Origin of the sequence: Nannocystis sp. RBIL2, assembly GCF_026626745.1 — a bacterium.
Taxonomy (GTDB): Bacteria; Myxococcota_A; Polyangia; order Nannocystales; family Nannocystaceae; genus Nannocystis.
The window spans coordinates 1,271,013-1,291,828 of sequence record NZ_JAPNJW010000002.1; the positions used below are offsets into that span (position 1 = coordinate 1,271,013).

Here is a 20,816-nt window from a genome sequence, read left to right on the forward strand (position 1 = left end):
AGGCCCGGGGCCGTGTTATGGTGCGCGCCGATGGCGTTTTGGTCCCGCAAGGAGCGACCCGCACCGTGTCCGAGCTGCGACGCGGCGCTGGACATCGGCCTCGTCAAGGACGGGCAACCGACGTGCCCGGCGTGCGGGCAAGCGCTGGTGCCGGTGCGCGTCGCCGGCTTCTGGCGTCGCCTCGCCGCCGCGGTGGTCGACGCCGCGATCCTGCTCGTCACCGCCGGGCCGCTGCATCTCGGGCTGCAGCGCGTGATCGGCGATGCCAGCCCGGTGCGCGGCGCCTTCTCGTGGGCCGGCCTGCTCCAGCTCTTGACCGTCGAGCCGCTCGAGATCCTGGTGTGGCTGGCGCCGCTCCTGGTGATGGTCGCGTTCTACTTCGTGCTCTTCATCGCCCTGTCCGGAAGGACACCCGGGCAGAAGCTCACCGGGATCCGCGTGGTCCACCGCGCCGGCGGCAAGGTCGGTCCGGTGCGCGCGACGGTGCGTTTCGCGGGCACCGCCGTCGGCCTGGTACCCGGCGGCCTCGGCTCGCTATGGATGGCCTTCGACCGCGAGAAGCGGGCCTTCCACGACTACCTGACAGGCACCTACGTCGTGAGGGAACAGTGAGCCTCCTCCTGCGCCACCTCGAAGCCAACGGCCCGCTCTCGCGCGCCGATCTCGAGGCCGCGACCCGGCGGCAGCAGCTGGCCGGCGGCAGCCTCGACACCGCGATCCTCGAGCTCGGGCTGATGACCCCGCTGCAGCTCGACGCCCTGCTGCAGAGCGCCTGCGGCCTCCCCGGCGCGCCGGTGCGGCTGCTCGAGCGCGGGCCGACCCGTCCCTGGGAACATGTCCCGAGAGACCTGGTCGACATCGGCTGGGCCATGCCGCTCGCGCAGGAGGACGGCCGGCTGATCGTCGCCGTCCACCCCGACCTGCCCGACGCCAAGCTCGGCCAGCTCTACCGCATGGTCCGCGGCTTCTACCCGGTCGTCGCGCCCGAGTGCTGCCTGGCCAAGATCGCCGCCGAGCGCACCGGCTCGATCCTCGCCCCGCGCTACGCGCTGATCCTGCTCGACTACCTCGAGGCGCTGCGCACCGCCTCGATCACCATCAGCCTGATGCCGGGCGCCGCCGAGCCGCGTCCGAGCGAAGCGGCTGTCCCTGCGGACAGTCGGGCGGAAGACGCACCTGTCCCAACGGACAGGCAGACGACGGAGGTCCGCGCCGAGGCAGCTGTCCCTGGGGACAGGCCGACATCCGAGGCGCGCGAGGGGGCACCTGTCCCCGCGGACAGGCAACCGGCCGATGCCCGGGGCGCAGATGCAGCTGTCCCTGCGGACAGGTCGCACGCCGACGCGCGACCGGAGCCGTCCGGCGCAGACACGCCGGTCGACGCTCGCATCGCCGACGCGCCGAGCGCCGGCGATCGCCAGGCGACCAGCTCGGACCCGAGCCAGGGATCCGACACCCCGGCCCGTCGCACCGAGGCGCCCACCGCCACCCACGGGCTGGAGGTCGAGGCCGGAGGCCCTGCCCTCGATTCGTCGCGGACCGGTGGGTCTGCGAGCGACCAGGTCGCCGCTGCTCATGTGGAAGCTCCTGTCCCTGCGGACAGGTCCGCCATCGACGCGAAGGTAGACGGCACCGAGGCCAGGCCTGCCGCCGCCCCGAGGGCCGACGCCGCGGACGCCACGCAGACCACCCCTGTCGCGGCGGACGGGACGACCGCGGGCGTGCGACCGGTGTCGCTGGCCGACGCGCTGCTGGCCGACGTACCTGTCCCCTCGGACAGGCAGATGGCCGGCCCGCGCCCGGCGGCGATGTCCGGGCCGAACACCGCGGCGCGCGCGACGGGTTCGCCGTCCGGCGCGCCACCGCCGTCGGAGGCCGGCTCGCCGCGGACGGGCACGCCCGACGACGCCGCCGCGACGGCGCCTGTCCCCGGGGACAGGCCGGGCGACTCGCCCGCACCTGCCCTCAAGGACAGCCGCAACGAGGCGATTGACGCGGACCGAGCTCGCCCGGCGAACGGTTCGACGCTCACCGCGGGTTCCTCCCCCGCAGCGCCGACTCTCGCCGATTCGCCGACATCCGACTCCGACGCCCGCGCCCACGCGCCTCGCACCTCCGACGAGCTCGCCGCAGACCGTGCGGCCGCCGCGACCAGCAGTTCCGCGACGACCCCGGCCGCCACACCTGTCCCTCAGGACAGCCGGGCCGCAGCATCGACGCCGCCGAGCGTCAACGCCGCGCCCGCACCTGTCCCCGCGGACAGCTCCGCTTCAAACGCCTCGGCCCTGCCCTCCGGCCGCGAGCCCGCGCGTGACGCTGCACCTGTCTCTGAGACCAGGTCGCCCCAGCTCGACACCCCGAGCCACGCCGCTGCGGGGCGCCGGACCGAGACCGCCCCCACGCCTGCCGCCGCGGCGAGCCGCCAGACGGCGGCGTACGACTCGCGGGCGCCCGAGCCCGACCCGGCACCCGCCGCCAATCGGCCGCCCTCGACGCGGCCCTCGCCCGTCCCCGTCGCCCCGGACGCCCCGCTCATCGACCCCGGCGGCTTCGAGGACGAGAACGCCTCGCTGGCGGCGATGGCCATCGCCCCCGACACGCCGCTCATCATCCTGCCGCCGGCGACCACGCCGCGACCGGTGACCCCAGCCCTCGGGGTGCCGATCTATTCCGACACCTCGTCTGGCAATTGGGACAGGCGCACCCTCGTCGGCATCCCGGTAGGCGTGGCGCCCGCCCCCGCCCCCGCCCCCGACAAGCCCGCGGCCGCGCACGGCCCCAGCAACGGCGTCGCTCGCCCCACGGCCGCATCGAGTCCACCTGTCCCTTCGGCCAGCCCCGCCGAGCCCGCGCCGAGCCCGCCCGTCCCTTCGGCCAGCCCCGCCGAGCCCGCGCCGAGCCCGCCTGTCTCTTCGACCAGCTCCTCGGAGGCCGCGCCGAGCGCCCCCGAAGCCGCGTCTGACGAGGATCTGGTCGAGTCGTCGACGCGCAAGCCGCCGGCCCTGCCGCAGCCGATGGTCATGACTCTGGCGCAGCGCCTCGACGCCGCCCGCGCCACTCTGGCCACCGCGCGCGAGCGCGACCGGATCACCGAGGCCCTGGTGCGGGCCGCGAGCCTGATCGCCCCGCGCGTGGCCCTGTTCGGGGTCAAGCGCGAGGGTCTGCGCGTCCTGGCCGCGCCCGGCAGCGCGCTGCGGATGTCCGAGGGTCTCGTCATCCCGCTGCCCGAGGGCGGCCTGCTCGATCGCGCAGTGTCGGGCCAGGGTCCGCTGCACCTCCTGATCGAGCCGAGCCTGTCGTTCGCAGTCGGCCAGCCGCTGGGGATCCCCTGCATCTTCGAGCCCGTGCTCGCCGGCGGCCGCACCGTGCTGATGCTCTACCTCGACCGCTCCGGCGTCGCCTTCGATCCGCGCGAGCGGACCGTCCTGCGCGAGCTGTGCGACACGGCCCGGCAGAGCCTCGAGGCGCTGCTGCGGCTGCTCGGCTGGGTGGTGCCCGGCGGCACGCCCGGGGCCGGCCCCGCCGACCGCACGCGCCCGTCGATCCGGCCGGCGACCCCGATCGTCACCGTCGACGAGGCCGACGCGCCGGCCACGACGCCACCTGTCTCTGCGGACAGCTCCGAAACCGAGCCGCCGTCCGGCGAGACCTCGGCCGAACCCGACGATTCCGAGCCGCCGCCGACCGCGAGCGGGGCGGCGAGTGAACCTGGCTTCGGGGACAGCAACAGCCTCGCCAGCCGGCTGCGCAGCCGCGGCAACCGCGGGCGCGCCGTCATCACCCTGAAGAACCCGATCCGCCGCGACGACCCGGCGACCGTGACGCCGCTGCCGGTCCGCGCCGAGAGCTCCGCGCTCGTGCGGGCCCAGACGCTCGCCGACGAGCCGCCGCCCCCGCCCGTCGACGAGCCGGAGTACGAGGACCTCACCGACGACCCCGAGGAGCTCGACAGCCCGCCGCCGCGCCGTGACGGCCCCGGCCTCGGCCTCGCGCCGGTCCCGGTGCCTCTCGGCCCCGAGAACGGCCAGGACAGCCCGCTCGTGGCCCGCTTCGCCGCGATGTTCACCAAGCCGCCGCTGCCGGCGGTGACGATCGACCTGTCCGATCGGCCCAATACCTTCGGACATGCGCGATCGGACAGCCCCGAGGCGCCGCCAGCGAGCCCGCAGCCGGAGATGCCGGGCTGGATCGCCACCGCCGAGCCGTCAGGCATCGAGGACCCGCTGCCCGTGGCCGCGGCGCTGCGCTCGGCCGCGACCGCCGCCGAGGCCCGCGTCGACCACGATCCGGCGGCGACGCTGCCGGGCGCGCCGCGGGTCATGCTCGAGGAGACCACGCGGGCATCGACGCGCGACGAGTTCGACGAGTGGCCGCGCGCCGCCTCCGACACCCCGACCATCCTCGACCTCTCGCCGCCGCCGACCCACGAGCCGCTGCTGGTCGAGACCCGCGCCGCGCCCGACGCCAAGACCGTCCTCGACCTCCCGCGGGTCGACTCCCCGGTCCCGCCCGAGACCCTGATCCCCAACCTCGTCGCCCCGCCCGGCACGCCCGGCGCGGGCCGCCGTCGCCGCGCGAACGAGGCGGCCGAGGACGAGCCGGTATTGGTGATCCCGAAGACGCTGCGGCGCTCGGGCGGCCTCACCGCCACGCCGCACCCGATGGCCCGTCGCAGCGACCCCGACGAGCTCGAGGGCGGTCCGACGCTGACGATGCCGACCACTCTGATCGGCCCGCGCAGCGGCCGGCGACGCGGCAAGCACGACCCGCGCCCTGACTCCTCGTCCAGCGCCCTGACCATGCCCCGGCTGGTACGCGAGGCGGAGGCCGACGACGCCGCGGCCCAGTCGACTGCGAATGGGATCGCTCCTTCGGAACATGCCCCTGAGGACATGTCCCCGGCGACCGGTTCCAAAGCGCAGGTCGACGCGAGCGCGTCGCCAGCCGGCGCCGCCGAGGCGAGCGGGTCCGTCGCGGCCCCGCCGGCCGACGAGCGCCCTGCGGCCGACGAGCTGTCGAGCGAGGAGCCGGCCGCGGCCGCCGACGCCGCCCCCGGCGCGGCGCTCGACGACCGCGAGATCGACGCGGTGATCGAGGGCTTTTTGCAGAACCCGGCCGAGTGGACCAGCGTGTCGCGGCTGCGCGCGCTCGACGAGCGCGGCCTGGCCCGCCTGGCGGCGCGCTTCCCGGGGCCCATCGACCTCGCCAACGCGACCAACTTCCCGCCGCCGAGCGCTCACGGCCCGCTGCTGCGCGCGTGCGTCGAGCTCGGCCACGCGGTCAGCCCGCACGTGCTCGCCCTGTTCGCCAGCGCACGGCCGCAGATCCGCTTCTACGCCGCGTTCCTGTTCCAGGAGCTGCGCGACCCGAAGTGCCTGCGGCCGCTCGGCGAGCTGGCGTTCGACTCCGACCCCGACGTGCGGCTGATCGCCACCCGCGTGCTCGAGTCCTACAGCCGCGTGCCTGACTTCGCAACGGTGGCCGCGGAGATCCGCGGCGAGCTCGAGAGCTCGGACCGCGACCGCCAGCTGCTCGCCGTCGAGGCCGCCGGCACCCTGCGCGACACCCTCGCAGTGCCGCGTCTCATCGACTTGCTGGCGGTCCGCGACAAGCACGTCCGCGAGGCCGCGCTCGAGGCCCTGTGCTCGATCACCGCCAAGCACCACGGCTACCGCGCCCAGCGCTGGCGGGCCTGGTACGCCGAGCACGGCCAGGAGCCGCGCATCGAGTGGGTCATCGACGGCCTGCGCCACCGCGACGAGGCCGTGCGCCGCTGGGCCGCCGACGAGCTGGCGCGGATCACCGGCCAGCGGATCCCGTTCCCGGCGGAGGGCGACCGCCGCAGTCGCGAGCTGGCCCTGCGCGCCTGGCAAGCCTGGTGGGACAGCAACCGCGAGGACTTCACCGCCGGTAGCTGAGAGCCTGCCGCTTCGGGCATGTCCTGGGAGACATGCCCGAAGCAGCATGGCGATTCGGGCATGTCCGCCCGGTCATGTCCTTGAGCTCCGCGGCCGACCTCCAGCCGCGCTCGCAGGACGCGTCAGCATGACCGCTCGGACATGTCTCTTCGACCATGCACGTCGCCGCGGCGACGCCTCTCCCATCGAACGAGACCAGCGGCCTTCGTCCTCCCACGAGGACGAAGGGCTTTGACGACGAGCCGCCCTGCCGACGCCGCTCAGGCGTTCACGTGGCTCGAGGACGGCTCGCTCGACGCCAACTTCCGGCGCGCAGCAGCTCGACCCGAACGCACCCTCAGAGGTCGCCGACGACCTTCACCTTGCCGGTCTTGGCCGGGGCGATCCGGCCCATCCGCACCGGCTCGGGCGGCGGCGGCGGCGGGATGTCGGCGACGACGTCGCCCATCAGCGGCACCGCCGGCGGCGGCTCGACCACCTTCAGCGGCACCTGGCCCATCTGCGGCGGCGGCGGCGGGGCGAAGCCGGGCTGCGGATCGCACGGCTCCTTCACCTCCGGCATCGCCTCGCCCATCTTCGCGTGCTCGACCGGCGCCACCTTGCCCATCAGCTCCTCGGTCACCGGCGGCGGCGGCGGCGGGTCGGCGGCGATCGGCGCGGCGCCCATCGTCGGCACCGTCACCTCGGGGACCGGCGGGATCGGCGGCGGCTGGGGCGGACGGATCTGGGCCCCGAGGTCGACCACGTTCCTGCAGACCTCGTGGCCCGCCGGGAAGTGCATGGTGGTGAAGGGCCCGGTCTGGACCTCGCAACCGCCCTCGGGCGAGGGCTTGGCGTCGCGGGCCATCGCCTCGATGGCGATGTCGCCGATGTCCTGGATCGGCGGGCCGTCGCCGTGCGGGGCGCAGGCGGCCAAGAGCATCGCCGCGAAGGCGGTCCGCACCGGGCGGAGGCGAGACAGCGGGACGGTGTCGCGGAACGAGATCTGGCCGTCATCCTGGTTCGAGTAGCGGACGCACAGGTGCTCGCCCTTGTGCGCCTGCAGGAGATCGGTGGCCGCCTGCCGCGTCATCGCCGAGAGGTTGTGCACGTGTTTGGCGCAGACATCGCAGAAGCGGCGCTCCGCATCGCCGTGCATGGCGTCCCACGACTCGTGGCAGGGGCTCTTGATCTCGACGTTGCGGCTGTGCATGGCGGCGGGACAACGCGCGTGGTGGGGGCCAGGTCTCGGGCGAGAGCTCGGCGCAGCGCGTCGTGAGGACCAGCGTATCCCCCGTGCGAGAAGCTTGGTATAGGGCCGGCGTGCCCCACGTCCCTGCCCTCCTCGCGCGACTGCGCGACGAGCCGCGCTACCTCGCCGCGCTGGCAGCGCTGCTGGTCGACGAGGTCCTCGCCGCGCCGGCGCGCCGCTTCATCGATCCCGTAAGGCTGACCCCGCTGATCGTCACCGGCCTGCAGGCCGTCGCCGCCGCGCCCGGCCACGCGGCGTGGCTCGAGCAGCGCCTCCGCGACGCGCTGGCACGGATCCGGCCGCGGCAGGGCACGCTGCGCGCGCGGCTGCCCGGCGATCTGCTGCCGTTGCTGCGCACCGTGGTCCGCAGGCCCTACACGCCGAGCCGCACGCTCGTGCGAGCCGTCGTCGATCAGGCGACCGTGCGCGACCTGTCGCGCACGATCCTCCACACCACGCTGCTCGACTTCGCCAAGAAGGTCGGCTCGATCTTCCCGGACACCAGCAAGATCCCCGGCGCCGGCGTCACCTCGAAGCTGTTCGGCGTCGCCAAGGGTATGGCCTCCGTGGTCGGGCTCGACGCCTCGGTCGAGGACCGCGTGCGCGGCTTCGTCGACGGCGCCGTCGGCCGCGTGATCGACATGATCGTCGACCGCGTCAGCGACCCCAAGCACGCCGGCGAGGGCGCGGCCTTTCGCGCCGACGTGCTCGCCTCGCTGCTCGACCTACCCGAGTCGGCCGTCCACGCCGAGCTCGTCAAGCTCGACCCGGCCGTGGTCGCGGCCGACGTCCAGGCCGCGCTGGTCGCAGTCGCCGCCTGGGACCGCCTGCCCGCCGAGGTCGAGGCGGTGCTCACGGAGGCGGTCGCCAGCCTCGGCGACGCCACTATCGGCGAGCTGCTGGCCGGCTCGGGCGAGGTCGAGGCGTGGCGCGGCGCGGTCGAGGCCGAGCTGCGCTACCACCTCGGCCACGGGCTCGCTGGCCCGCGCTTCGCCGCGTGGCTCGAGCACCTGGTCGCCGGGACATTGCCCGAAGAGCAGGTCTCTGCGGACAGCAGCGCGGAGTGAGCCGTTGCCTGCGCCTCAGGACATGTCCTGAAGCGCAGGTTCGATGCCACGCTTGCGGAGGCGATGCGTGCTCGCAACGGGCCGCCCCCGCGGGCTCACCTGGGCACGAGCCCGGCTGTGCCCCCTCAGCGCGCAGCGGGCACGTTCACACCCCTGCCGCCTGCGCGACCTCGCCGAGCGGGCGGGCGCGGCCGATCGCCGGGTCGGCGGCGGCAAGATCTTCGTAGGCCTCCGGGTTGGCCTGCTTGAGCGCCCCGCCGGGGGCCTCGGCCGTGCCGATGAGCTCGCGGATGCCGCGCGCCGACCCGTAGTAGTTGCCGTTGTCGTGGTCCTCGTCGCTGTTGCAGCGGCGGATCAGCGAGCGGGACAGCCGCGGCAGCTGCAGCATGTCGAGCGCCATCTCCCACAGGCCGTCGACGAGGTTCTGGTCGGCCGGGAACTCGAGCAGCCCGGCCAGCAACAGCAGCAGCCCGGCGCGCTGGCCGAGCGGCGTGTCGAGCGGCGGCGCGTCGACGAGGTAGCCGAGGTCGATCGCCCGCCACCACGCCTCCGCGGCGACCAGCAAGCGCTTGAGCTCCTGCGCGCTGTGGCTGAGGTGGCTGTGAAACAGCACGTCGGCGGTCAGCGCGTCACCGGCCGGATCGCGGACGTAGCGGACCACCGCGGGCAAGCGGCCGAGCTCCCCGCGCGGGCCCTTGCCGGCCGGCACGTCGCGCGGCGGCTCGGCGCCGCTGAAGAAGCCGCCGGCCCGGAACGCGTAGAGGATCTCGGCCTGGCCCGGCAAGCTGTCCCAAAGTTCAGAGTACTGCGTGACCCGGTTGAGGCTGCCGGCGGCCCAGCCGAGCCCGCGCGCGGCCTCGCCGCTGATCTGCGACGGCGACGCGCCGGGGTCGCGCGGCACCGCCGAGTCCTTGAGGCTCTCGGCGATCTCGACCAGGCGGAAGTCGAGGAAGCCGTCGTAGTAGTCGGCCTTGCCGTCGCGGTTGATGTCCTGGTAGCGCGCCACCACCAGCGGGTGGGCCGGGCCGATGAACTGCACGAAGTCGGGCGTGCGGCTCTGGCGGTGGTGCCACTGGGCCTTGCGGATCCGCTGGTCGATCGCCGCGAAGTCCTCCTCCTCGGCGAGGCCGCGCAGGATCGCCACGAAGCAGTCGATGCCCTCGGAGGCCACCACCTTGTCGCCCTCGCCGGTGCGGAAGTAGGTCGAGTCCCAGCTCGAGAAGATGTCGGCGTCGGGGAACATACGGGCGATGGCGAAGCGCGTGGTCAGCCCGGCGCACTGGCAGTTCATCATCAGCTTGTAGCCGACCTGCTGGGTCTGGATCGCCGAGGCGCGCATGTCGTAGGCGCCGAGGTTGGCGTGGCGACTGACGAGCAAGCCGGTGAAGAACTCCTGCGACATCTCGAAGTTCTCGTCGCGCGGCGAGGCCGAGCGGGCGAACAGCAAGAACTCGCGCCCGCCCTTGCCGACGAACGGCGCCTGCAGCACCACGTAGCCCTCGCCCCACAGGTTCGGCGGCTTCGGCGTGCCCTCGGGCGCGGCGATCTTGGTGAAGCCGTACTTGGTCTGCAGCAGCTCGACCTCACCGGGGGAGAACTCGGACGCCGAGGCCAGGGCGAACCGCCACGGCCCGGTCAGCGTGGCGTACGGCGGGGCCTGCCGCGACAGCGAGCGCAGCAGCGCCTGCGCGCGCGCCTGCTGCTCGGTTCGCAGGGCCGGGCCGCGCAGCGACAGCAGCGAGATGGCGTGCGCCCGCAGCTCGCTGCGCCCGCCGGGACCGGCCTCCTCGTCGACCAGTCGGAAGATGCGTCCGGCGGCTGCGTCGGCGGCGGCGCGGAACTCGGGATCCTTGAGCACCGTGGCGACCACGTGCGACAGCACGGTCAGCGCCGCCGAGCGCAGCTGCACCGCATCGTCGACCGCCCCGTGCGGGCCTGCGGGCGCCGCCGCGGTCAGCACCGCCTCGACCTGCTGCTGCAGCGCCCCCGCCTGCGCCGGCGTCAGCTGCTCGGTCCGCAGCGGTTCGTCGGGGAAGAACGCGCTCGGCGGGAACAGGCACTCGAAGCTCGACGTCCGCCGCGCGGAGATCCAGCGCGCCGCAGCGACGAACACCGGCAGCGCTGACATGTCCTTCGGGGCAGGTCCGGCCGCGTCGCCGGCCAGCTCGCCGGACGGCAGCAGGAACAGGGGAGCCGCGCCGTGGATGCCGGCGGTCAGGTCGAGCGCCGCCGCCTGCGGCTCCGGCCTGTCCCGAAGACCCTGTCCCGAGAGACCGGCGAGGCGCTGGCGGACGGCGCGGCGGCCGGGGAAGTCGAGCAGGATCTTGTGCCCGACCGACGATCGCAGCAGCGCCTTGTCGGCCGCCGAGGGTTCGGCGACGAGGGCGACGTGGTAGCCGCGCTCGCCGGTGAGGTGGATCTGCACGCCCGGGCCGCTGCGAGCGCGCTCGAAGCTGCGGGTGGCCGTGCTGCCCGACTTGACCAGGACGGCGGCGAAACGCGTGGCCGCGGCGCCACGCCCGATCCGAATCTCGATCTCCTTCATCGCACCCTCCGAAGGCGCGAGCGTAACACGCTGCCCCGACGTCACCGGACGCGCGCTCCCACGCGCGCGAGCGCGGCGGCGCCGGAGAAACGCGACATGTCCTCAGGGACAGCCAGTGAGCTCGGTGAACCGTGGTCACGCGCCGCGGTTCGATGTTCTGCGCCCTACTTCAGCGCGCCGCGGTGCGCGTGCGATTCGGGTGGCACGGGAGGCATCCCCGTCTGCGGAGCGACGCGGTATTCGTTGAGGCGGTACTGAATCTTGCGCGGCGAGATCCCGAGGATCTTCGCGGCCTTGCTCGTGCTGCCGCCGACGTGCTCGAGCGTCCGCAGGATCGCGTAGCGCTCGATCTCTCGCAGCGACGCGCCCGGGATCACGGGCGCCGAGTCGTCGCCGCGCATCTTCGACATCAGCTCGCGCGGCAGGTCGCGCGGCTCGATCTCCGCCCCGCGCGCGAGCACCACCGCCCGCTCGACGCTGTTCTCGAGCTGACGGATGTTGCCCGGCCAGTCGCACCCGAGCAGCACGCCGAGCGCTCGCTCGCTGAAGCCGACCATCGGTCGGTGCGCCTGGGCGGCGAACTGCCGCAGGAAGTGCATCGCCAGCAGCGGGATGTCGTCCCGGCGCTCGCGCAGCGACGGCATGCGCAGGCTGACCACGTTGAGGCGGTAGTACAGGTCCTCGCGCAGCTTGCTGCCCTTGGCCGCGCCGAGGTCCTGGCTGGTCGCCGCGATCACGCGGACATCGGCCTGCAGCGGCTCGCTGTCGCCGACGCGGCAGAACGCCCGGTCCTGCAGGAACCGCAGCAGCGCCGCCTGTACGCCCGCCGGCAGCTCGTCGACGTCGGCGAGGAAGAGCGTGCCGCCGTCGGCCTCGACGAGCCGGCCCTCGCGCAGCACCGCCTCGCCGTCGCGCACCCCGAACAGCTCGCGGGCGCACGCCTCGTCGGTGAAGCCGCTGCATTGCAGGCTGACGAACGGGCCGCGGCGGCCGCTCCACTGGTGGATCAGGCGCGCCAGGTGTTGCTTGCCGGTGCCGCGTTCGCCGGTGACGAGCACCGACACCGGCGAGTCGGCGACCTGGCGCGCGAGGCCGAGGAGGTCGCGGAACACCTTCGACTGGCCGATGATGCCGGCCCGCTGGTCGGCGCGCTGGCTCTCGAGCGCCGAGCGGAGGTGCCGGGCCTCGCGTTGCAGCGCGCGGTGTCGCAGGACCCGCTGCAGCACGATGAGCAGCTGCGGCAGGTCGACGGGTTTGCTGAGGTAATCGTCGGCGCCGAGGTGGAGCGCCTCGACGGCGCCCTCGACCGAGCCGAAGGCAGTCATCACAACGACCGCGACGTCAGGGTAGAGTTCACGAAGTTTGGATATGAGCTCGAGGCCGTTGAGGCCGGGCATCTTGACGTCGGTGATGACGACATCCGGCTCCCACTGGTCGATGCGTCCGAGCGCCTTGTATCCGTCGGCGGCGGACTGGACTTCATAACTTTCCTCGCGCAGCAGCTCGCTGAGTGCAGAGCGTGCGCTTGACTCGTCATCGACCACCAAAATTCGGGTCGGCCTGGTCTCTTCAAATTTCGTCATAGGCGGTACCTCCGCGGGGGCTTCGCCTACTCTGCGGGCGGAAGATGCGCGGGTGTAATGCATACTTTGCGCGCTCGCGCAAACCCGCGACCCCCGCCCACGACGTTTCTCCTATCGTTGCGAGATTTTCATGTCTGGCACGAAAGGCGCACTGGCACGGCGTTCAGCCAGTCGGCGCGTCATTCGGCGGCGGCGCCTCGCCCTCGCGAGGTGCCTCGGCCGGCGCCTGGCCGTCCGGCTGGCCTTCGGGCGGGACCTGACCGTCGCCCTGGCCTTGGCCCTGACCACCCTCGGGCTGCTGCACTTCCTCCATCGCCGGCGGCAGCGGTGGCGGCGGCAGTTGCTCGGCCGGGCGCTCGTCTTGCCGGGCCTCGGGCTCCGGCTCGGGCGGCGGCGGCTGGGTCGACGGCGTCGGCGGCGGCTCGGCCGGACGCATCTCGGAGTCAGGCGTCTTCGTCGGCTCGCGGTCCGTCCCGCCGGTCTCGCCGGCGCCGACGCTCGGCTGCTCCGGCCCGTTGTTGCGCTCGAGCGCGTCCTTTTCCTCGGTCTTCTTCGTCGAACGCGACTTGGTGCGCGCCTTCTTGGCCGCCTCGCGCTCGGCGTTCTTCTGCCGCCGCTCGAGCATCCGCTCCTCGGTGGTCTTGGTCTTGACGCCCATGAAGCGCGGCTTGCCGACGGTGCCCCGCAGCTTGAAGCCGAGCCAGCCTTCGTCCGGCGGATCCATCCGCGACGACGGGCCAGCAGTCTGCACCGCGAAGCGCAGCGTCTCGCTCTTGTCTTGCAGCGCCTGCGTGACCAGCAGCTTCATCTGGAACGCGAACTCGGACTTCGAGAACGGATCCTTGAGCGGCATGTCGCCGGTGACCTCGAGCTCGATGTCCGCGCTCTTGGTCTTGAAGTCCTCGACGGTGATCCGGCCCTCCGACACCTTCAGCTTGCCGACCAGGGTGCCGAGGTCGATCTCGGGGATGGTGATGCCCTTGGCGGTGATGCCCGACGAGCCGGGGATGAACAGCAGCTCCTGGCCGTCACCGATCAAGCACGAGGCACACTCGAGCGAGACCGACCCCTCGGCCTTCTCGAACAGGTTCTCCGGCATCGTCATGTCGACGTGGAGGGCGAACAGGCCGCGCAGCGGAGCGCCCAGCGCCTGCTGCAGCTTCGGCACCGAGCCGAGCGGCAGCTCGGTGACCTCGATCTTGATGCTCGACTCGCTGCTGCTGCGCGCGTACTCGGCGTGGATCGGCGCCTCGTCGAGCACCGTGTCGACCTCGACATCGATGTTGCCGAGCAGCAGGTAGCCCAGGATCGAGAAGTCGACGTCGACCGCGTCGAGCACCATCTGGTGCGGGATCTGGCCCGGGTGCGACGGCGCGTACGTCCACGTGACGTTGTAGAGCGTCGCGCTGCCCCACGGCCGCACCGACATGTCCTCGATGTCGATGAGGTAGCCGGCCTGGCGCGCCTGGTGGCCGATCCGCCACGCGAGCGCGCGGGTCGGCAGGCTGATCCAGATGAAGGCGAAGAACACGAACACGGCCAGGAACACCCAGCCGGCGGAGCTGCGGAGGCGCCGCGAGAACAGGCGCATGCGATCGCCGAAGCCGCCGATCGGGGCGGCCGGCGCGACCATCGTGCCGCTCGCGGGCGGGGCCGCGGGCAGGTCGCCGCCGCGGCGGAGGTTGGCGAGGTTGGGCAGGCGGATCTTCACGACTCACCCTCCTCGCCGCCGGGCACCGGCGCCGGCTCTTCGGGCTTCTGCAGCTGCCACGTGGCGAGCTCGACCTCGGCGTTGAGGCGGTCCTCGAGCGCCGAGGGCGAGCGCAGCATCAGGCGCTCGACGAACAGGATGTTGCCCGGCTGCCCCTCGAGCTTGGAGAGGAAGTTCAGCAGCTCCTCGAGCGCGACGTTGCGGACCTCGAACGCGACCACGCGCTTGGTCAGGCCCTTCTCCTCGTCGACCACCATCGCCTGCCGCTCCTCCTCGCCGCGCAGGGTGCCCGTGACGAGGTCCTTCTGCGCCTCCTCGAGGAGGATCGAGAACACGATCGGCTGGGCGCTGGCGATCCTGCCCTCGCGCGCCTCCTTCTCCTTCTTCTTGGTGTCGTACGCGGTGCCCTTGGTGCGCACGAGGACGAGGGCCTCGCGCAGCTCGGCGATCTCGGCGCGGGCCGTGTCGAACGAGCTCTTGCGCATCATGTAGAGCACGCCGACCGCGGTGACGAAGAACACCAGCATCAGCACGCCGAGCAGCGCCCGCTCGCGCGGGTTGAAGCGGGACATGAACCCGAACAGGGTAGTTTCGATGGCGCTCACGACTCGGTCTCCGCGCTGCTGTAGCAGTCGTGCTCGATGTTGGGGTCGAACACCTTCTTGGTGCCCTCGTCGCGCACCTTGGCGACCTGGAACGGGATGACGCAGGGCAGCGTCTGCAGCAGCTTGTTCTTGAACCGCTCCTGCGCCGACGAGCGCGTGGCGGAGGCGCGGAACTGGATCGCGCGCGGCCGGATCTCGATCAGCGACAGCACGAATTCGTCGTCCCACACGACGCCCGCCGAGCCTTCGACCGAGGGCAGCTGCACCGGCGACGTCGGCGTCGCCACCGACGAGCTCTCGGCGTCAGGGCTGGCGCCCTCCTCCGCGACCATCGGCGCCGGCGCCGGCGCCGGCTTCGGACCGGTCGGCGTGGCCGCCTTGACGAAGCCTGCGAGCACGTCGAGCGCGCCCCGCTGCGGGATGAGCTTGGTGATGTCGCGGCCGTCGACGGCGTTGAGGCGCTCCTCGATTTCGGCCTTCGAAATGAGCGCCTCGCCGAACACCTTGTGGCTGGCCTCGCCGAGCTCCTCCTCGTAGGCCGCGCGCTCCGCCTCGAGCGCGCTCGAGCCGATCACGGTGTCGACCACGCCGAACGCGAGGATCGCGAACCCGAGCGCGGCGACGGTGGCGATCCGCTCGGCGATCCAGCTGCCGTCGCCGCCGCGCTGGACGGCGGCGTCCTTGTGCAGCTGGATCAGCGGCCGGCGGGCGCAGCCGACGGCGCCGCCGAGCGCGGCCGACATGGCCGTCCAGTCATGTCCCGCGAGACCTTTGAGCCCGAGGCTCTCGCGCGGGCGGGCGCGCTCGGTCGGCAGCCCGAGCTGCTCGGCCAGGTAGGCGTCGAGGCCGCGGAGGTTGGCGCCGCCGCCGGACAGGCGCAGTTGCACCACCTCGGCCGAGAACTCGGCCCGCAGCCACATGCGCGTGTGCTCGATCTCCCGCACCACCGGCTCGAGCGCGCGGGCCACGAGCGTCGCCGACTCGAGCTGCTCCGCCGACAGGTCGCCCTGACCGCGGTGCGGCAGGAAGGCGTTGTCGCGCTTGGCCGCCTCAGCCTCGGCGTCGCTGAGCTGATAGCGCTGCTGCAGCGCGCGGGTGACGTGCACGCCGCCGCGGCGGAGCATGCGGGCCGCGAGCGGGCCCTTGGCGCCGAAGGCCACCAGGTCGGTGGTCGCGTGGCCGATGTCGAGGCCGAGCACCACCGGCGTGCGCGCCTCGGCCGGCGCGCCCTTGGCTGGCTCGGGCAGGTCGGCGGTGAGCACCTGCGCGGTCGCCAGGACGTCGACCGTGATGAGCTTGACGTCGATCGTCGCCGCCTTGAACGCGGCCTGGACCTGGTCGATGGCGGAGCGGCGGACCGCGACCGCGAGCGCCTGGCCGCCGCCGCCGGAGACGGTCGCGGGCACGTGGTCGAGCTCGAGGTTCTCGAGCGGGACCGGGAACTGGCCCTCGGCCTCGAACGCGATCGCCTGGGCGATCCGGCGCGGGTCGCTGAACGGGAACTTGAACACGCGATAGGCCGCGAAGCTGCCGGGCAGCACCACGCCGATCGGGTAGTGGTTCCAGCCGCGGCGGCGCAGCACGGCGATGCCGATGTCGAGCGCCGCGGCCAGCGAGGTGTCGCCCTGCGGGGTGAGCGTCACCGGCTCGACGACCGTCTCGAGCACCTGGATGGTGCGCAGGCCGGCGTTGATGAGCACGGCCTTGACTTCGGAGGTTCCGAGGTCGAGTCCTACGTACTTCTGAGCCACGTGCGGCAGTCCTTGCGGTTGAAGATGGGAGCCATGGAGATCAGTCCTCGCGCAGGTAGAGCCACGCGCCGGTGCCCTTCGCGCCCTCGCTGCGGACGAACTGCATGTCGTAGATGGCGGTGAGGCGCTTCTTGACCGCGCCGACCTCGGCGATGATCTCGATGCGATAGACCCGCTCGGGCGCGATGGTCGCGATGTCGCTGAGGCCGCCGAGCTGCTCGCCCGAGCTCTTGTCCTCCTCGCTGTTCTCGCGGATGTTCATGCCCTCGGGGATGCGCGGCAGGTTGGCCCGGTTGAGCGCCTGCCCGGCCGCCCCGCCGCCGCCGAGCGCGGCCATCGGGTTCATGAGCTTGTCGGGCTTCTCGACGAACTCCTTGAACGCCTTCATGTCGGTGAACAGGCTCATCGTCCGCGTGTCGACCACGTAGCGGGCCAGCGGCAGCGTCTTGATCAAGAAGTTCTCGCCCTCGGTCTTCCACTTGTCCTCTTCGGTGACCGAGTGACGCAGCACCAGGGCGATCTGGTCGGCGCTGGCGAAGTTGAGGTTGACCTTGCAGCCGCCGTAGACGGTGAGGTCGGCGGCGATCGCCGACATCAGATCGTCGTCGACGCCCTGGACCAGGTGCAGCTCCTCGACGCTGTCGATCCGGGCGTTGCGCGGCTGGTACGGGTCGAAGATCTCGGTGTAGCGGTAGCGCTCCTGCGTCGACGACGACGCCAGCTTGACCATGTCCCAGGACTTGTTGTCCTCGTCGATGTAGTCGACGATCGCCTTGATGACGTCGGCCCGGGTGTAGCGCTGGCCGTCGCTCTTCTCCTCGTCGAACAGCGGGTCGTAGAGCGTCGGCATCAGCATCGCCTCGAGCGTCTCGACGGTGCGCGCCTGCGAGTTGTCCTTGCCCTGCCCCGGCGACGCCAGGCAGTTGACGTTGAGCTTGCCGCTCTCGGCCTCGACGCGGATCTCGAAGCCGCCGTGGTCGATGGCGAGATCCTTGAAGGTCGAGTTGTCGAGGCCGACGAGGCCCGAGATGGCCTCGTGGCCGTCCTTCGAGCCGAACGCCGACATCAGGTACGGCGCGACCTGGGTGATGTCCCAGGTGCCGAGCATCTGCCGGAACTGCTTCTGGTTGAACACCATGCGCTGCAGCTCGAACAGCAGCAGCGACAGGCGCATCCCGCCGCGGGTCAGGTTGCGCGCCGAGATCTCGTCGCGCAGGTTGATCGCGGCCTGCCAGTCGACGCGCGTGGTGTAGCTGAACGCGGCGGTGAACGGCAGCAGCACCGCGATGCAGGCCAGCACCATCAGCAGGGCGATGCCGTGCTCCTTGCCGCCGCCGCGCCGACGCGCCGCGCCGGACCTGGCCGGACGGACATGTCGCTTGGGCTTGGTGGTGGCGGCTTCGACGGTCACGGCGTGAACCTTTCAGCGGGAGAAGTCGATGCGCTCCTGCATCGGGATGAGGGTCTGGGTCACGTACTTGACCTCCTTGCCGAGGTCCGCGTCCCACACGCCGAGGCTGATCTTCACGCGCTCGGGCAGGCGGTTGGGCTGCATGTCCTGCTTCATCGTGCGCCACTCGTCGCGCCACTCGATGCGCTTGTTGTCCCAGAACTTGACGTCGAACGACTTGATGTCCTCGCAGAACACGTAGGCCGGCCACCACTCCTCCATCTTCTCCGGCACGTCGGCCATCAGCCGCCGCGTCTCGCGCTTGAAGAGGTGGGTGCGGTTGGCGTCGTTCGGGTCCTTGGCGAGGAAGTACTGGACGACCGACTGGTCGCTCTCGTTGGCGTCCTTGCGCATGCGGATGTGGGCGAACGCCGAGAACGTCAGGCTGTCGGAGTTGAACTGGTCGCGGCCCTCGAACAGCGTGTAGTGCCGGTCCTCGCCCGCCGGGCGGTTGTGCGACAGATAGGCCAGCGAGATCTCGGTGCCCATGCGCGCCAGGCAGTTGCGCAGCACCGCGTACTTCTGCTGGGTCTTCTCCGCCGAACGCATGCTCTGCGCCGTGGTGCTGAAGCTGGCGTAGACCGAGGCGGTCATCATCGTCATCATCGCCACCGCGACGAGGATCTCGATCAGCGACAGGCCGCGCTGGCGGGCTGTCCTGGAGGACATGGTCGGAACGACATGGCCGATGGTGCTCATCGCTTCCCTCCCATGCCCATGCTCGCCCCCGGGCCCGTGGCGCCCGTCTGGCGCCCGCCGGCCGGCTGCGCCCCGGCGCCCGTGCCCGTGCCCGTGCCCGCGCCGCCGCCCTCCTGCGCCTTCTCGTTGCCGAGGTCGCCCTCCTTCGCCTCGCCGCCGAGGCCGGGCAGCTGCTTGAGCTTCTCCGGGTCGGCCCAGAAGGTGTTGACGATGTACTCCTCGTCGAGGTTGCCGTTCTTCCACTTGACCGTGCACTTGACCTTGCGGATCGAGCGCTCGATCGCCTGCTTGACCGGGGTCCAGACCATACCGAGCGCCGTGAACGCCTGATCGGCGGCGCTGCGGTAGTACATGCTGCTCTCGCCGCGGTTGGCCCGGTCGGTGTCGTCCTTGGCCGCGCGCAGCTCGGTGAACTCCGGCAGCTTGAGGAAGTCGACGATGCACTTGTACTTGACGTCGGGCCAGCCCTGGTCGGCGAAGGTGCCCTCGTAGAACTTGTCCTCGAGCACCCAGCCGCCTTCCTTGCGGACGATGTACTCGGTCTCGATCAGCTGGTAGTCGGCGAGGAACGCCACCGAGGTGATGGTCTGGGCGTAGCGAGTGGCCCGCAGACTGGCCATCTGCGAGGTCAGCATCGACGTCAGCGACAGCGCCAGCACGGCCATGGCGATCATGACCTCGAGCAGGGTGAAGCCTGCCGCGGCGTAGCGCTGCTCGGGCGGCCGCAGCCGCGGGCGCTTGGTGTCGGGCGAGGTCATGTCAGAACGCCCTCCGGTTCATCTTCTTGCCGAGGTCGTCGCGGATCGACGTCGGGTCCTCCTGCAGCGCCAGGTCGATGTGGCCCTCCTTGACCTCGACGCGGCCGGTCAGCGGCTTGACGATGATGGTGAACTCGTTCTCCGGGTTGGCGACCTCTTGCACGTGGATGTGCGCCAGCTGGGTGTGGCCCTGCGGGAAGAAGTAGAGGCTCGCCTCGCCCTTGGTGATCGGCTTGAGGTCCTCGGCGGTGCGCACGGCGATGACCTTGACCTCGGCCGGGAACTTGAACGGCTTGCGCAGCTCCGACAGGCTGTTGTCGTCCTCGAAGGCGCCGAAGATCGGCGGCTTGCGCCGCGGGACCTTCTTCGGCGGCGTGATGTACTTGTCGAGCGACCCGGTCGACGACGGCGTGGTGCCCGGCTTGGCCGCGCCGGCCGCCGGCTGCCCCGGCGTAGCGGGCGCGCCCGGGGTGCCGGCCTTCGTCGGCTGTCCCGGAGTACCTGTCCCCTGGGCCACGCTCGCCATCGGCTGCCCGAGCGGGCCCATGGTCTGGCCCGGCTTGCCGACCGGCGCGCCCTTGACGGCGTCGAGGACGCGCGCCTGCAGCGACCGGTTGTAGTTCTCCTCGGCCCGCTTGTCCCGCTCCTCGCGCTCCTTCACCTTGCCCGGGTCGATGACGACGATCCGGCCGTAGCGGTCGGTCGCAGGCAAGTACATGCGGTCGTCGCCGCGCTGCATGGTGAAGGAGTTCTTGTCGATGTCGATGAGGAGGCGGTAGTAGGTGCCGGTGACGCGGGCCTTGTTGTAGGCGAAGCGGATCGTGTTGGCGAGCTGGTTGGTGACGCGAGCCACCTGCGCCTGCTTGCTGGCGCCGAGGCCGGTGATCACCGAGCCGATCAGCAGCGCGAGGATCCCCATGACGACGAGGACCTCGATCAGCGTGAAGCCGAGGCTCCCGCGCCGCGCTGCTGTATGTCGACTCCGCATGGCCATGACGATCCTCGCGGGAGAGAACGATCGGGGCTAGCGCCCGATCACTTCTTCTCCTCCTTGGCGGCCTCGATCTCCTTCGGGTCCTCCCAGCTGTTGACGTCGTCGCCGCCTGACGGCTTCTTGTCGGGGCCGTTGGAGGTGACGTCGACCGGGCCGTGCTGACCGGGGCAGACGATGATGTACTCCTCGCCCCACGGGTCCTTCTTGACGCGCGCCGTGACACCGGCGGCCTTGAGGTCCGCCATGCTCTTCGGGCACTTGTCGTTCTTCTGCAGCATGTACTGCTCGCTGAGCTTCTGGATCTCGACCACCTCGTTGTAGGCGACCTTGACCTTCGAGTCCGAGAGCGCGTTGAAGGCGACGACGCTGACGCCGCCGACGATGAGGCCGATGATCGCCAGCACGACGAGGATCTCGATCAGCGTCATGCCGCGGCTCTGACGACGGCGGCGGACGGCCTGGCGGACGGTGTGAAGTTGCGGATTCATGGGTGGTCTCTCCTGA

Annotated in this window: 14 protein-coding genes; 3 read left to right on the forward strand and 11 right to left on the reverse strand. The window is 71.9% G+C overall.

The window, feature by feature from the left end; all coding sequences use genetic code 11:
• The first annotated feature begins 30 nt into the window (after window positions 1-30).
• Both OV090_RS30280 and OV090_RS30285 read left to right on the forward strand, forming a co-directional pair.
• Window positions 31-612, forward strand: a complete 582-nt coding sequence (locus OV090_RS30280; protein ID WP_267708121.1) for an RDD family protein — start codon at window positions 31-33, stop codon at window positions 610-612.
• The gene (locus OV090_RS30285) at window positions 609-5,918 is read left to right on the forward strand and encodes a hypothetical protein (RefSeq protein WP_267708122.1); all 5,310 of its coding nucleotides are present in this window, start codon (window positions 609-611) and stop codon (window positions 5,916-5,918) included. The genes OV090_RS30280 and OV090_RS30285 overlap by 4 nt, the downstream gene beginning before the upstream one ends.
• Before the next feature lie 337 nt (window positions 5,919-6,255).
• On the opposite strand, the gene OV090_RS30290 is transcribed toward OV090_RS30285, so the two are convergent.
• Window positions 6,256-7,110 carry a hypothetical protein gene (locus OV090_RS30290; protein WP_267708123.1) on the reverse strand — a complete coding sequence of 285 codons (855 nt, stop codon included), beginning with the start codon at window positions 7,108-7,110 and terminating at the stop codon, window positions 6,256-6,258.
• A gap of 110 nt (window positions 7,111-7,220) precedes the next feature.
• On the opposite strand from OV090_RS30290, the gene OV090_RS30295 reads away from it, so the two are divergent.
• Window positions 7,221-8,216: a hypothetical protein gene (locus tag OV090_RS30295; RefSeq protein ID WP_267708124.1), complete on the forward strand. Its 996-nt coding sequence runs from the start codon at window positions 7,221-7,223 to the stop codon at window positions 8,214-8,216.
• Window positions 8,217-8,361: 145 nt separating this feature from the next.
• On the opposite strand, the gene OV090_RS30300 is transcribed toward OV090_RS30295, so the two are convergent.
• From OV090_RS30300 to OV090_RS30345, 10 genes are all read right to left on the reverse strand, one after another.
• The gene (locus OV090_RS30300) at window positions 8,362-10,761 is read right to left on the reverse strand and encodes a hypothetical protein (protein WP_267708125.1); all 2,400 of its coding nucleotides are present in this window, start codon (window positions 10,759-10,761) and stop codon (window positions 8,362-8,364) included.
• Window positions 10,762-10,925: 164 nt separating this feature from the next.
• Window positions 10,926-12,344 carry a sigma-54 dependent transcriptional regulator gene (locus OV090_RS30305; protein ID WP_267708126.1) on the reverse strand — a complete coding sequence of 473 codons (1,419 nt, stop codon included), beginning with the start codon at window positions 12,342-12,344 and terminating at the stop codon, window positions 10,926-10,928.
• 163 nt (window positions 12,345-12,507) lie between these two features.
• Complete coding sequence (gene gspN / locus OV090_RS30310) at window positions 12,508-14,055, reverse strand: type II secretion system protein GspN (RefSeq protein ID WP_267708127.1); 1,548 nt, start codon at window positions 14,053-14,055, stop codon at window positions 12,508-12,510.
• A complete protein-coding gene (locus OV090_RS30315) occupies window positions 14,052-14,660 on the reverse strand; it encodes a hypothetical protein (RefSeq protein WP_267708128.1) in 609 nt (202 codons plus the stop codon). The genes gspN and OV090_RS30315 overlap by 4 nt, the downstream gene beginning before the upstream one ends.
• Window positions 14,657-16,411: a pilus assembly protein PilM gene (gene pilM, locus OV090_RS30320; protein WP_267708129.1), complete on the reverse strand. Its 1,755-nt coding sequence runs from the start codon at window positions 16,409-16,411 to the stop codon at window positions 14,657-14,659. Before pilM ends, OV090_RS30315 begins: the two co-directional genes overlap by 4 nt.
• Before the next feature lie 40 nt (window positions 16,412-16,451).
• Window positions 16,452-17,822 (reverse strand): type II secretion system protein GspK, encoded by a 1,371-nt coding sequence (locus tag OV090_RS30325; protein WP_267708130.1) that lies wholly within the window; start codon window positions 17,820-17,822, stop codon window positions 16,452-16,454.
• 12 nt (window positions 17,823-17,834) lie between these two features.
• Window positions 17,835-18,530 carry a type II secretion system protein GspJ gene (locus OV090_RS30330; protein WP_267708131.1) on the reverse strand — a complete coding sequence of 232 codons (696 nt, stop codon included), beginning with the start codon at window positions 18,528-18,530 and terminating at the stop codon, window positions 17,835-17,837.
• A gap of 26 nt (window positions 18,531-18,556) precedes the next feature.
• The gene (locus OV090_RS30335; protein ID WP_267708132.1) at window positions 18,557-19,318 is read right to left on the reverse strand and encodes a prepilin-type N-terminal cleavage/methylation domain-containing protein; all 762 of its coding nucleotides are present in this window, start codon (window positions 19,316-19,318) and stop codon (window positions 18,557-18,559) included.
• A 1-nt stretch (window position 19,319) separates the two neighbouring features.
• Window positions 19,320-20,306: a prepilin-type N-terminal cleavage/methylation domain-containing protein gene (locus OV090_RS30340; RefSeq protein WP_267708133.1), complete on the reverse strand. Its 987-nt coding sequence runs from the start codon at window positions 20,304-20,306 to the stop codon at window positions 19,320-19,322.
• A 47-nt stretch (window positions 20,307-20,353) separates the two neighbouring features.
• Entirely contained in the window at window positions 20,354-20,800 is a 447-nt protein-coding gene (locus OV090_RS30345) for a type II secretion system protein GspG (protein ID WP_267708134.1), read from the reverse strand.
• Window positions 20,801-20,816: the final 16 nt, after the last annotated feature.